Here is a 14,343-nt window from a genome sequence, read left to right as displayed (position 1 = left end):
AAATAACAAAAAAAAGCGCCCTTATAGTCAGAGGCGCTTTTTTAAATGCTGTATTGCTAACAATTAGGCCGTAGTGTTGATGTTGTGGCCTGCATTACCTACCGGTTTTGGCGCCGCAGCTGCAATTAAATCTACCGCGATTTTACCTTCGGCTTTTTGCTGCTCTTTGGCTAATTGAGCAACCTTAACGCCAACTGCACCATTTTCTAGATTAGGTGCGATAGCTTGGGTGTTCAGTGAAATAGACATAACTAACCTCGATTGTAAGCTGGATCCCTTTATCGGCAAACCCAAGGTTAACTTTAGTCGTTAGCCATAAATTTGCCAATCTTCCATTATTTTGCCAATTATTTCGCCGATTGTTTCGTCAATTACTTGGCCTTAGCCGAGAACAGTTTGCGGCCGATGACAATAATGGCTGTAATCCCCAATGAGCCTAAGATCAACCCCAGTGCCAGCGCCACATTTTGCAGTGCAGTAGGGTCGATAACCAGCGCGATACCCATACCCAACATCATCACACCTGACATGAGTTTTAGGGCTTGGCCTTCTTTTTCAGTCAGTTTACGTTTACCTAAGGTCGCGCTGAAGACGATAACGATAATCGCCAGCGGGATCACGTAAACAATGTTATATAAAACCAGGTACATATAGCGTTCAATGTCTGGCAGATTGTGCATAGAAAGCACGCTGGTGTAAATCATCGGGAAGCCCGCGGTACAGAGTAGTTCATAGGCGTTGGCGAGAACGGCTAGTACGGTCGATCCAATAAGTAAGGCACCTAAGCTACTCGAATTTGACAGTTTACCCATGCGCTTTATCAAGCTCGTCCGATTTTCCGCCGACATCGACAGCGTCACTTCCCCCTTAGTAAAGAAGTAATCTTTAATGTTGATGACCCCAGCGATTAAGGCCAAACAACCCGCCGCTAAGATGATCATGCCGCCATCACTGCCAGCGCCCAACAGCTGGAAGATGTTCAGCCATGCGGTCATAAACAAGAAATAGATAAAGCCAGAGAAGAACACGAAAATCCCGCCGACGAGCAACATTCGGCTGCGGCTCTTGGCATTAACCATGATCGACAATAAAAACAGTAAAACGAAGAAAGCGCAGGGGTTAAAGGCATCCACGCCTGCGAGCACTAAGGTGAGCAGCGGCAAAGACATAGTCTCAGGTGTCACTACGCCCACTAAAGGTAACTCAACGGGCTGCACTTCAGATTGCACTGACGACGGTTCTGTAGCGTCACCCAAGCTGGTGGCATCGCAGGTGCCTTCGCCAGTATCTGTGCCGCAGGTGCCAAATAGCGGCGCATCGGTTTCTGTACTCGCGCTCGTACTGACAACGCCTTTGGTGGGCAAGTCCGCTTCGCTCAGTTTACCGCCAAGGGATAAATAGCAATTTTTCAGTCGATTGACGAGAAACTCGCCCGTGACCGCTTCGCTCGAATAGCCCACCACTGCTTTTTCGCAGCTGGCCATATAGGGCACAGAACGCGCCTCTGTCGTGGTTTTTGCGGCGATAGTTTGCCAAATATCCTGCACGCCTGGAGCGGACACCATATGGGATTCGAGTTCTATCCAAGGGTATTTTTGCGGTAATGAATCAATAAAAGGATGGGCCTCTGCACAATGTGGGCAGGTTTTGGACCAGAAGAAATACAGTTTAATTTTGAGCTCACCTTGAGCATTCACATAATGCCAAGTTTGATCCGCTGAGCTTGCTGGCGCTGTCTCGGCCCAGCTAGGGATTGAAAAGGCAAAGAGGAATAATAGCGAGCAAAACAGAGATAATTTCGATGGATATTTTGTCATAGCGCCTCCCACTGAGAGTGGGTTTAAGTATCGTCAAACGGTTCGATTATCTCTTACTCTACTTAAATCAATCATTTTGATTAAATTAGATATTAAGAAGTGTTAGTTAACTCGCGAATAACCATTTTTTGGGAACTGAAACCAGTTTATCTCCCTGTGAAATGGTGTGATCCGCATTCACTCTCAGCTTGAGTCGTTAATGGCAAATAAGAATAGAGCACCCGAGGGTGCTCTATTCCTGACGTTATCAACAAGTGTCTATGATGGATTATGGTTAGCCTAACGCAACACCATTTACGCTCAGTTTCACGTCGATATTATTACGTGTAGCGTTCGAGTATGGACAAACTTGATGCGCGTGACGCACTAATGCTTCAGCGGCTTCTTGCGGTAAATCTAAGCTAACTTCTAAAGCAACCGCTAATGCAAAACCGCCGGTATCATTGGCACCTATGCCAACAACCGCACTGACTGGCGCTTCGGTAATATCCACTTTGCCGATTTTAGCGACATGCAAAACGGCGTTTGAGAAACAGGCAGCATAACCTGCGGCAAACAGTTGTTCTGGGTTAGTGGCAAGTCCGCTACCGCCCATGGCTTTTGGATAGGCTAACGCTACATCCAGTAAACCATCATCAGTGCTAACTTGACCCTGACGACCCGCTTTTGCTGTGGCACGTGTTTCATAAAGTGTTTTCATAGTATTAGACCTTCTAAGGTTAAGGATTAAGTAAATTGATTTGAATTGTGTGTAATTCAATTGTGATAAACTATAATTCGATCTTTGGTGTGAATGCAAGTATATTGTGCGCAATATATTTAATTGGTCGGATCTTCCTATGGCAACAACTCAACCCAACACCCGTGTTAATCCTGTCGATATGGCCGAAAATACCAGCGCAGATAATGCCTTATGCCTTGAAAACCAAGTGTGCTTCTCACTTTATAGCGCCGCGAATGCTATGGTGCGAGCCTATCGCCCTTTGTTAGATAAATTGGATCTAACCTATCCGCAATACTTGGTCATGCTAGTGTTATGGGAAGAGCAGGGCATTAGTGTCAAAACCTTAGGGGATAAACTCTTCCTCGATTCAGGCACGTTAACGCCATTGCTCAAGCGGTTAGAATCCAAGGGATTAGTGACTCGCGGTCGCAGCGAACAGGATGAGCGCGTGAGAGTGCTCGCCTTAACGCCCGCAGGAATTGCGCTCAAAACACAGGCAAGTGAAATCCCCCATTTAATGCGTTGCAAAGTCGGCGGCGAGGCGAGCGAGTTAAAAGCCTTAAAGGCCATGTGCGATCAAGCACTTAAACAATTACATGCCAGTATTGATTAAACTCTTATTGTCGAGATTTGATCTAAGACTAACTTATTGACATATTAACGCTTATTAGCTGTTCGACTGAGCTTGATTGAATGCATGAGGCTCAGTAGGTCGGTCGTCTATGGAACGTTAGCGAGAGTGAGTTATGGCCAGTTTCGATATAGCCATTATTGGCGGTGGGATCAGCGGTGTCGGCATTGCCCAATATGCGGTAGCGGCGGGCTATTCTACCTTGCTGATTGAAAGGGGCGAAATTGGCGGCCAAACCTCGGCTAATTCCAGCAAGCTTATCCATGGGGGCTTGCGCTATTTAGAAACGGGGCAAATCAATTTAGTCCGTAAGTCCTTGCTTGAACGGCGCCATTTACTCAATCTTGCGCCCACTCTGGTTAAAGCTGTGCCTTTTTATATTCCAGTGTATGACAACAGTCAGCGCAGTCCCTGGACTATTCGCGCGGGCTTAAGCATGTATGCACTGCTGAGTGAGTTTGATTCCTTGGGTCAATTTGTGTCTGTGCCTGCCGTACATTGGCATCGTTTTAAAGGATTGAAACTCAAAGGATTAAAGGCGGTGTTTCAGTATTGGGATGCGCAGACCGATGACAAATTACTCACTCAAGCGGTGGCGCGCAGCGCGCAGGCATTGGGCGCTGAAGTCTATGCCGAGGCTGAATTTCTTGAGCTGGAACATAGGCGCGAAACTTGTGAGCTGAGTTTTAGCCACAGGGGCGAAATCCATAAAGCCGAAGCGAGTCTAGTGATCAATGCTGCCGGTCCTTGGGTGAATGCGGTTTTAAGCAAAGTCTTGCCTCCACTAGCTGGTGTTGAACTCGATTGGGTGCAAGGCGCCCATGTGCTACTGGATATTCCTGCGCCCGATGGCATCTTGTATTTAGAGTCTTGCTTCGATAAGCGGGTTATATTTGTGATGCCTTGGTATGGGCAAACCTTGGTTGGCACCACAGAAACGGAACTGGCTTCTTTAGATAAACCACCCGAAGCGACCGAGTCTGAAATTAATTATCTGCTTGGTATTTATAAGCATTACTTCCCGCTAACGCCGGAGATTGATGAGCTTAAGATGAAGATAACTCAAACCTTCTGCGGCATTCGGGTTTTACCTAAGCAAAATAGCCAAGCCTTTGAGCGACCGCGGGATACCTTGATGAAAACATCAATTTCCCATCCGCGCATCCTCAGTTTATACGGCGGTAAGTTAACGACGTTTCGCAGCACCTCGGCAGAAGTACTTGAATGGATTGAAAAGGCCCTTGGTAAGCGCGAGGCGATTGCCGATGTTGATAAACTCAGCTTGTCTTGAATAAACCTAAAATTGCGCCCTTGATACTGGTTTGAGTGTGTTTCGAGATGATTTTTACCCGTAAAACCGCTACAGTGTTGCGCTTTTTTACTGAATCTAGGATCTGTCGTGAGTGCTGCTATTGTGAATGCCGTCAAGCAATGTGGTTATTTTAATCAAGGTCAGTGCCTTTCTTGCCGGCATATTCAGCAGCCTCTAGTGCAGCAAGTGGCGGTTAAAACCCAAACGTTACAGCAATTACTCGCGCCTTTTATTCCCGCAAATTCGGCAGAACTTTTTCTGCCTCCCATTACTGGCGACGACAGCGGCTTTCGTAATAAAGCCAAAATGGTAGTGCTTGGCGCCGCCCATGAACCCGTGTTGGGGATTGTGAGCCCAAGTGGTGAGGCGGTAGATCTTTGCGACTGCCTGTTATATCCCACTGATATGCAAGCCTTTTTGCACCGTTTAACCCGCTTTGTGCAGCAGGCAGGGCTTCCTCCCTATCGGGTTGATAAAGCCAAGGGCGAGCTTAAGTTTATTCTGCTGACCCGCAGCCAAGTACGCGGCGAATATCTGCTGCGTTTTGTGCTGCGATCACGCAATGGCATTGAACGTATCGAACGCGAATTACCAGCATTATTGGCCGAATATCCGCAGATAAAAGTCGTGTCAGTCAATATTCAACCGATTCATATGGCGATACTTGAGGGCGATGAAGAGATTTTCTTAACTGAGAATACTAGGCTTGAAGAGCGTTTTAATCATGTGCCTTTGTTCATTCGGCCTAAGAGTTTTTTCCAGACCAATCCGCAGGTTGCGGCTCAGTTATATCAAACCGCCCGTGAGTGGGTTGCCGAGTTTTCTCCACGCTCAATATGGGATCTCTTCTGTGGCGTCGGCGGTTTTGGATTGCACTGCGCATCCAAAGACATAACACTCACAGGGATTGAAATTGAAGCCGAGGCGATTGCCTGCGCGCAAATGTCAGCGCAAATGATGGGGCTCGAAAACGTGCAATTTATGGCGCTCGATTCCACCGACTTTGCCAAGGGCAAAAGCGCTGCCGATAAGCCGGATTTGATTATTGTTAATCCACCGAGGCGCGGCATTGGCGAGGCTTTATGCCAGTCATTAAGCGAGTTTGCGCCTAAGGCGATTCTCTATTCCAGCTGTAATCCCAAAACCTTAGCGGAAGATCTTGAGCATATTCAAGGTTATCACTTAACCAAGGTGCAGCTATTTGATTTATTTCCCCATACTGATCATTTTGAAGTCTTAGCTATGTTGGTTAAAGCATAGTTAGTGTCAGTATTGGCTTTGGGTGTTAAGGGATCATTCCTCATACTGCTTATTTTGGCGTGACCCAAAGCTTGAAAGCGAAGAAGTGTTTCTGGATTGAGGCAGTTTATAGAATAGCGACTATATTATTAAAATGTATGTTTGCTTTCGTGAATAATAAATATGCGTTCAAAATTTAATTGTACGATAGCTATTGCAAGTGTGTTTTTCTTATACACACTATCAGGATTAAGTCTACCAGCTCAAGGCGCTCCATTACGTCTAGTCTTTCATGATTTCGCTCCATTCAGTTATCAAAATCAGCAACAACAAAATTATGGGCTCTTAGTTGAAGTCGCTATGCGTGTTTGTCAAGAATTACCTCAGCAATGTGAAATAGAGATCAAACCAAATCGCCGAGCAAAACAGATGCTTACAACAGGGAAGGCGAATGGTATTTTTCTCGCTTGGAATCCTGAGCGGGCAAAGACAATGATGTTTTCAATCCCTATGGTTGAGACTGAATATGGTTTTTATAGTGTAAAGTCATTTAAAATCAAAAGTATATATCAGCTCTCTGGTCAGGATGTTGGTGTTTACGGTCCTTCAAACACTGAGACATCTTTATTGAAACAGCAACAAAAATTGCTCGATAAAGGTCTTAAGCCCTTCCAGATTGAAGTTTCTCCTCAAGGAGATGAATTTCCTCTGAGAATGTTGGCGAAACAACGATTTATAGCCTACTACAGCAATAAAGATGTTGGAGCCTATTATGCCCAACAAATGAATCTAAAAGATCTCAATTACTTTAGAGCAGAAGGACATATTTACTACTGTATTGCATTTGATATGGCGTACAATAAGCGGGAAGTCGTGATTGAATTTAACCGAATACTACAAAATCTACTTGAACAGAAAAAACTTGATCATATTTATGAAAAATGGAATATGACACCCGCTTATCTAGACCCTGTTATGTACGAAGATATGAACATGCCTTATTAAGTGCTTTGAATTCTTTCAAAACTGAGAAGTTACACCTAATCAATCACGCTACATCTTTTTAATGATATTTTCGGGTCACTATTATGCCCCGAAAAATGGATTTTCCAGTTTTTTATGTCTGTGTTCTGCTGATTTTACTTTCATCGCATTGTCTTTTTGGTGGCATAATCTTGTTTACTTTATGTATTCAAGGGCAAAGTTGATGCTGCAGATATTTTTACGTTTTTTTACCCTTGGTCTGATGAGTTTTGGCGGACCTGCGGCGCACATTGGTTATTTTCGCCAGACCTTTGTTAATGAACTCGGTTGGCTCGATGATAAGCGTTATGCCAGTCTCGTCGCCTTAAGCCAATTTATGCCGGGGCCAGGGTCGAGCCAAGTGGGCTTTGCCATTGGTTATCAAAGAGGTGGACTGGTGGGGGCGCTTGCTGCCTTTGCTGGTTTTACGCTACCTTCCTTTATTTTGATGTACTTACTGGCGGTAACAACGTCGGCGTGGCTTGCTAATCATTATGTTCAAGGGATGATTTATGGGCTTAAGTTAATGGCCGTCGTTGTGGTTGCCGATGCCGTTCTTGCCATGTTTAAACAATTCTGCCAACGCAAATCCGCCCGTTTGCTGATGCTAGTCAGTGCTGCGGCGATTTTGATTGCGCCATTTATGTGGACGCAAATCCTCTTGTTACTCGGCGCTGCGACTATCGGTATTTATAAATTGAGTGCGACGCAAGATGACACTGTGCCGCTTGCACCGATCCGCTTGAATTATCTCTATTTACTGCTCTTTTTCGTGCTGCTCATCGGCAGTTTTTTTATGGTGGATTTCGGACCTGAGGCTTGGATTTTCAGCGAGTTTTACCGCGTAGGGAGTTTAGTGTTCGGTGGCGGTCATGTTGTGCTACCTCTGCTAGAAACAGCAGTGGGCGATACCATAGGCGGCGATCGTTTTCTGACGGGTTATGCCTTTGCCCAAGCTGTGCCTGGGCCTATGTTCACTTTTGCGACCTTTTTAGGCGCCGAAGTCATGCTAGATAAACCTTTCATGGGAGCTTGCATCGCGACAGCAGCTATTTTCTTACCCGGTTTTTTACTCATGCTGGTGGGGTTGAAGAGTTGGCATGCGATTGCCGCAAGACCAAAAATTGCTGGCGCGATAGCGGGCGTCAATGCCTGCGTTGTTGGCTTACTTGCCGCTGCACTTTATCAACCGGTTTTTTCTCAGGCGGTATTCTCGGGCAAAGATATGGCCTTGGTATTGCTCGGTTTTGGTGCATTGAAGTTATTTAAACCACCCGTGCTGGTGCTGGTTTTAAGCTTTAGCTTGTGTGGGATCTTGCTAAATCTGCTTTGAACTGAGGGCAATTAATTGCAGGTTTCTTGAGCAAGATTAAGATTTTGTTACTTTAAGCCAGCATACGGGTAACAATGTTAGCTATACTCCAAAGATACAAGTTGTATTCCTCTGGAGCATTAATTATGTCTAATTTTAGTCTGCGAAATAAGTTATTGTTATTAGCTCTATTACCTTTAATTCTCATTTTATCTTTGATTATGTTGATGTCTTATTTCGTTGAGCAAAATGCTTTAGAGCAAGAAATTGTTAACTTTAGAGAAAAACTTGTACATGAGCGTCAGTTACAATTAAAAGAAGCTGTTGAAATTGGTCTTGCAGCAACGAGCTATCAATTGAGCTTAGGTGAACGTGGTAATGTAAATGATGCTTTACGCACATTGCGCTTTGGAACTGCTGGTTATTTTTTTATTTATGATTTTAATGGGCTAAGTGTGTTTCATGCAGTTAAGCCTGAGCAAGAAGGTGCAAACTTAATAGGTATGACAGATCCAAATGGAACAAAAGTCGTTGTGGGTTTAATCAATGCCGCAAGAAATGGTGATGGATTTATTGAATATGTACATGCTAAACCAGGGATTTCAAAGTTAATTCCAAAAATTAGTTTTGCTGCGACTGTACCAGGTAAAGATTGGATTATTGGTGCTGGCGCCTATGTCGATGATATTGAAAAGGTGGTCGAAGACTATCGATTTGCTGCAACTAAAAACATGAAAGATAAGGCTTTTGGAAGTATTTTAACATCTGTGTTATTGAGTGTTTTAACGGCAATAGCTGTAGTGCTTGCCGCCCATCGTATGGTGGTGCCAATCAAGAATATGGCCGATAACTTAAATGATATCGCTAAGGGCGAAGGGGATTTAACCAAGCGACTTAGCGTAAAAGGTGAAGACGAAATTGCCCAACTTGGGCGCTCCTTTAACCTCTTTGTCGATAAACTGCAAAATATCATCGGCGATGTCGCGACCGCGACCGCTAAAGTAAAAACGGCAGCCAATGCGATTCATGATCAAACTAAAGTTATGTCGAGTCAGTTAGTCAGTCATAACAATGAAACTGACCAAGTGGTGACGGCGATCACTGAGATGTCATCTACTGCGAACGAAGTGGCTAAGAATACCACTCAAGTAGCCGAAGCGACTCATGCAGCTACTGGCGATGTGGCGAATGCCCAGCGCTGTGTTGATGCTTCGCTTGAAGAAATTGCCTCTTTAATGTCGCAAATCAACAATGCGGCTGGCAGTATCAAATCACTCAGCGAGCAATCACAGAAGATCAACAGCGTACTGTCTGTGATTGGCGGTATTGCTGAGCAGACTAACCTATTGGCATTAAACGCCGCCATCGAAGCCGCCCGTGCTGGTGAACAGGGCCGAGGTTTTGCTGTGGTCGCCGACGAGGTACGTAATTTAGCCAGTCGAACTCAAGCCAGTACGTTAGAAATCAACGAGATGTTATCGGCATTACATAAGCTAGTGGCCCAAGCCGTGAAAGCGATGGAAGAGAGTCAACAAAGCTGCGTGCGTTCGGTGGATTCTTCTCGCACGATTTCCGATAGTTTAGGTTCAGTCACTTCAGCGGTAACGGCTATTAACGACATGAGTACCCAAATTGCAGCTGCGGCGACAGAGCAAAGCTCAGTAACCGAAGAAATTAACCGTAACGTGTATGCCATCCAAGAGATTGTGAATGAGCTACTGCACTCCAGCGAAGATGCGGCCAGAGTGAGTCTGACGGTATCAGAGGAAGGCATTAACTTAGGTAAATTAGTGGGACAGTTTAGGATTTAATTACATCAATCTAAATAAAAAAACGGGAGACTTAAGGTCTCCCGTTTTTATTGGGCTCGTTTATTTTTTAAGCGTTAATTCAGCTGAGTGAATTCATCCAAGCTAATTCACTTTAGACAATTCAAGTAAGCCAATTCACTCTAGTCAATGTACGCTAACCCATTCACCTTAGCTCGTTCGCCTTAATCAATCTTCTCGACAACCCGTTCCACCCTCACAGAGCAGACCTTATATTCTGGGATAAAAGCCACAGGATCGAGCGCGTTGATGGTGAGTTTATTTGCCGCCGCTTCAACAAAATGGAAGGGTAGGAATAGCACGCCAGCTTGCGCTCTTTTCGTCACAAAGGCGTCGATTTCAATTTCGCCGCGACGGGTAGTGAGTTTGATCTTATCGCCATTGCCTATCCCGAGTTGCTCAGCGTCATAGACTGAAATCATCACTTTAGGCGAGCCGACTAAGTCGAGCCCCGCTGTTTTACGGGTTAAGGTGCCTGTGTGGAACTGTTCCAGTAAACGTCCGGTTGAGAGGGTGAGCGGGTACTCACTGCAGGGCATTTCTGCGGGTAAGCGATAACTCACTGGCGTGAACTTGCCTAAGCCGCGGGTGAATTGATTTTGGTGCATGATGGGCGTTCCCGGATGGGTTGTATCTGGGCAAGGCCATTGAATACCTTGCGGAATTTTACCGTCATCTCCAGTGCTTAATCGCTGCCAAGTAATACCACGATATTGTGGTGTTAGCTCATTGATTTCCTGCCAAATCGCTTCTTCATTGGGGTAATCCCAAGCGGCGCCCATCGCATTGGCAATGGCTTGGACAATTTGCCAATCGGGCAGGGCTTCGCCTGGCGGTAACAGGGCTCGTTCGAGTCGCTGTACTCGCCGTTCTGTATTAGTGAAATGACCGCGTTTTTCGACAAACGCGGCGGCGGGCAGAACCACATCGGCAAGCTCGGCTGTTTCGGTGAGAAAGATATCCTGCACCACTAAAAAGTCGATAGCGTGAAGCGCCCTAAGCACATGGGCTTGGTCAGGATCGCTCAATACAGGGTTTTCGCCCATGACATACAAAGCTTTAATGGTCCCTTTGGAAATATCATGCATCATGTGGGTTGCGGTTACGCCAATCTCCCCCGATAACGGCGTTTGCCAGTGTGCCTCGAAACGCATTCTGGCATGAATGTCGGTGACTTTTTGGTAGCCACTGAAGAAGTTAGGCAGTGCGCCCATGTCGCAGGCACCTTGCACATTACTCTGTCCACGAAGTGGGTTAATCCCCGCACCTTCAACCCCGATATTGCCGCACAGAAGTTGTAGATTGGATATGGCGGTGACATTGTCGTGTCCCGTCGTGTGCTGGGTAATGCCCATAGCATAGTAGATTGCGGTTTTTTCGGCCGTGCCTATGGTGCGGGCGATACAGGCGATATCTTCGGCTGTAACGCCAGTTATCAAGGCCGCGTTTTTTAGACTGTAATCTGCTTTTGCGAGTTCAGCGTAGAGGGCATCCACTCCTTCGGTGCGTGCGGTAATGTAGCTTTTATCCTGCCAGTCGTTGCGGATGATTTCCGCCATAATCGCATTGAGTAACATGACGTCAGTGCCGGGTCTGTGGGCGACATAAAGCTGTGCACTGTCGGCAATGGCGACACGTTTAGGGTCGGCCACTATTAATTTTGCACCATGCAAAGCCACGGCTTGCTTAATTTTCGAGGCGATGATCGGGTGAGCACTGCTGGTGTCTGAGCCTATGATAAAAATCACATCCGATGCTTGAATGCTCGGAATGTCATTGGTCATGGCACCACTGCCGATACTTTGCTGCAGGCCTGTTACCGTAGATGAATGACACAGACGGGCGCAATGGTCGATGTTATTGGTGCCGAGTATGCTTCTGACAAATTTTTGCAGCAGGAAGTTTTCTTCATTGGTGGCTTTTGCCGAGGCCAAGCTTGCCAGTGCATTACTGCCATGTTGCTGTTTTATTTGCTGTAAATGTTCGGCCACATAGGCGATGGCTTCAGGCCAACTACTTGGCGTGAGCTGGCCATTTTTACGAATGAGTGGCGTGGTGAGGCGTTTTTCACTGTGAATAAAATCGAAACCAAACCGGCCTTTCACACATAACATGCCTTGGTTTACCACAGACTCTTTATTGCCTTCGATATGTCGGATCTGATTCGTGCTGGTATCGATTTTAAGGTCAAGCCGACAGCCTACGCCGCAATAGGTACAAATCGTTGAGGCGGTTTTGAGTGGCGTTTCATCGCCTTGGCGTTTATCCCGCGCATCGACGAGCGCGCCCGTTGGGCAAACCTGCACACAGTTGCCACATTGCACACATTTGCTGTCGGCCATGCTGGCGCTAAAGCCGACTCTCGGTGCGCGGCGTTCGATGGTTTCGCTTAGGGCTTGTGGCAGTGCTTGATAGGAATCATGGGCAAATTGAATCGCACAATGGCCACTTTGCAGTTGGCACACATCGACGCACTTACCGCAGCTAATACAGCGATTCGCATCAAATTGAATGAAAGGACTCGATTTATCGACCGAAAACTTACGCGCGCTTTGAGTGTTGAGTGACTTAGGCTCGACATGGTAGTCGGTCGCATAGTCCCTTAACTTACAATCCGTATTGGCTTGGCAGGCGCATTCAAGGCAGCGAGCAGCTTCTTGCATTGCGGCATCGGGAGCAAAGCCTAGCTCGACTTCGCCGTAATTTAGCAAACGTTGCACCGCGTTCAATTCGGGCATGGTTAAACGGGCTTTACGTGCGACAGAGGGGTAGAGTTCGATAGTTGGTAAGCTTTGTTTTATTGTGTTACCGACTGCTTTTGATGAATTAAATTCAGTGGCATGCAGCTCGCAACTTAGGCCTTGTTTGAGCAATTTATCTATGGCAATTGCGGCTTTATTGCCGTCGCCTATCGCGGCGACTGCGGTAGCAGGGCCGCGGCGTGCATCCCCCACCACAAAGAGTTTTTCAACCCCTGATGACATAGTGTGCTCGCAGCCAATAAAGGTATTCCAGCGGCTGAGAGCGAGTTCACCATTGCTTAAGTGGCTCGCGGGATCTTGCATAAAACTCATATCGGGAGTTTGTGATACTGCGGCTATCACAGTATCGAAATCCTGGGTAAAGGTTTCACCAGTATCAACGGGAGCGCGTCTGCCAGAGGCATCGGCTTCGCCGAGCGCCATCTTAGCGAAGGTGACTGAATGGACTCTACCTTGCGCATCGCTATGGTTTTCAAGCGGATTGGTTAAAAAATGAAACTTCACCCCTTCGACTTCGGCCTCATGTACCTCGTAAGCTTCGGCGGGCATTTCTGCGCGGGTACGACGATAAATTAGGGTGACATCGCAACCTTCACGCACTGCTGTGCGGGCGCAATCAATAGCGGTATTGCCACCACCAATGACGGCGACTTTCTTACCTAAAACAAGTGTCTTTTCGAGACAATGATCTTTTAAGTAATCGACACCTAAGTAGCAACCCGCGAGTGTGCTGCCGGGATAATCCATAGGCACAGCTTTTTGGGCGCCAATGGCGAGACAGACGGCATCAAAATCTTCAACTAATTGATTTAAATGTATCTCGTGACCGAGACGTGTTTCTGTGTGGATGGTTAACCCGTTATGGCACAAGAGTGCGATTTCTTTATCGAGTATCGCCTTAGGTAAACGATACTCAGGAATGCCATAGCGCAGCCAGCCACCTGCCTGTGGCATAGCTTCGAATATCTCAACGCTATGGCCTTGGTTTGATAAGTAATATCCTGCACTTAATCCTGCTGGCCCTGCCCCAATAATCGCAACTTTTTTGCCCGTGTCGGCTTGGCGTGGCGGCACATAACTCGTGCCGCCCTTTTCGCCATCGGCGAGATCGAGATCAGCGGCGTGGCGTTTTAATTGACGAATAGCGATGGGCTCATCGACCAGTCCGCGGCGACATTGTGCTTCACAAAAAGCAGGGCAGACACGGCCAATAGATAGCGGCAGTGGCAAGGTTTGTTTAATGATTTTAACGGCTTCAGTATGGTTGCCTTGGGCTATGTGAAACAGGTAACTCTGCACATCGACGCCCGCAGGGCATGCTTGCTGGCACGGGGCTTCGCAATCGGCGAAGTGATCGCTTAAGATCGCTGTCAGTGCTTGTTTGCGCTGTTGACTTAAGAATTCAGACTGAGTTATCACCCGCATGCCCGCTTCGATAGGCGTTTCGCAGGCGCGTACGCAGCGCAAACTGGCATCGGCATTTTCAATTTGGACGACACACAAATTGCAGGCTTGCTTGTCTGAGTCTGCGTGAGTGTGTGCATGAGTGCCTAATTGCTGCGAGGCTGTGCTGGGATCACATAAGCTGGGTATGGCAATGCCCGCGGCATGTGCCACTTGCAGTAGGTTATCGGTCGGGTTAACCGACAACACTTGGTCATCAATTCGAAGTTCTATCATCCCATGGCCTTTTT

At 46.7% G+C, this 14,343-nt stretch carries 10 protein-coding genes; 6 read left to right on the top strand and 4 right to left on the bottom strand.

Annotated features, from left to right (window positions below; translation table 11 throughout):
• Positions 1-63 precede the first annotated feature (63 nt).
• The 3 genes from FW758_RS13375 to FW758_RS13365 all read right to left on the bottom strand — a co-directional run bounded on the left by FW758_RS13375 (position 64) and on the right by FW758_RS13365 (position 2,517).
• A complete protein-coding gene (locus FW758_RS13375) occupies positions 64-249 on the bottom strand; it encodes a hypothetical protein (protein ID WP_006080378.1) in 186 nt (61 codons plus the stop codon).
• A 122-nt stretch (positions 250-371) separates the two neighbouring features.
• Entirely contained in the window at positions 372-1,817 is a 1,446-nt protein-coding gene (locus FW758_RS13370; protein ID WP_446445644.1) for a cytochrome C biosynthesis protein, read from the bottom strand.
• Between the two features lie 274 nt (positions 1,818-2,091).
• Positions 2,092-2,517 (bottom strand): organic hydroperoxide resistance protein, encoded by a 426-nt coding sequence (locus tag FW758_RS13365; protein WP_446445643.1) that lies wholly within the window; start codon positions 2,515-2,517, stop codon positions 2,092-2,094.
• A 139-nt stretch (positions 2,518-2,656) separates the two neighbouring features.
• Here FW758_RS13365 and ohrR point away from each other — a divergent pair, with 139 nt between their 5' ends.
• From ohrR to FW758_RS13335, 6 genes are all read left to right on the top strand, one after another.
• Positions 2,657-3,154, top strand: coding sequence for a hydroperoxide resistance transcriptional regulator OhrR (gene ohrR / locus FW758_RS13360; protein ID WP_259214986.1), 498 nt, complete (start codon positions 2,657-2,659; stop codon positions 3,152-3,154).
• A gap of 133 nt (positions 3,155-3,287) precedes the next feature.
• A complete protein-coding gene (locus tag FW758_RS13355) occupies positions 3,288-4,463 on the top strand; it encodes a glycerol-3-phosphate dehydrogenase/oxidase (RefSeq protein ID WP_446445642.1) in 1,176 nt (391 codons plus the stop codon).
• A 108-nt stretch (positions 4,464-4,571) separates the two neighbouring features.
• Positions 4,572-5,744, top strand: coding sequence for a 23S rRNA (uracil(747)-C(5))-methyltransferase RlmC (gene rlmC, locus FW758_RS13350; RefSeq protein ID WP_446445641.1), 1,173 nt, complete (start codon positions 4,572-4,574; stop codon positions 5,742-5,744).
• A gap of 162 nt (positions 5,745-5,906) precedes the next feature.
• A complete protein-coding gene (locus tag FW758_RS13345) occupies positions 5,907-6,728 on the top strand; it encodes a substrate-binding periplasmic protein (protein WP_446445640.1) in 822 nt (273 codons plus the stop codon).
• Between the two features lie 202 nt (positions 6,729-6,930).
• A complete protein-coding gene (gene chrA / locus FW758_RS13340; RefSeq protein ID WP_446445639.1) occupies positions 6,931-8,079 on the top strand; it encodes a chromate efflux transporter in 1,149 nt (382 codons plus the stop codon).
• Between the two features lie 125 nt (positions 8,080-8,204).
• The gene (locus tag FW758_RS13335) at positions 8,205-9,869 is read left to right on the top strand and encodes a methyl-accepting chemotaxis protein (RefSeq protein ID WP_446445638.1); all 1,665 of its coding nucleotides are present in this window, start codon (positions 8,205-8,207) and stop codon (positions 9,867-9,869) included.
• A 182-nt stretch (positions 9,870-10,051) separates the two neighbouring features.
• On the opposite strand, the gene fdhF is transcribed toward FW758_RS13335, so the two are convergent.
• A complete protein-coding gene (gene fdhF, locus FW758_RS13330; protein ID WP_446445637.1) occupies positions 10,052-14,329 on the bottom strand; it encodes a formate dehydrogenase subunit alpha in 4,278 nt (1,425 codons plus the stop codon).
• Positions 14,330-14,343 lie beyond the last annotated feature (14 nt).

The sequence above is a fragment of the Shewanella sp. 1180_01 genome, from assembly GCF_052850535.1.
The sequence above is the reverse complement of the archived record's forward strand: the minus strand, read 5'-3'. Positions and strand labels throughout refer to the sequence as shown.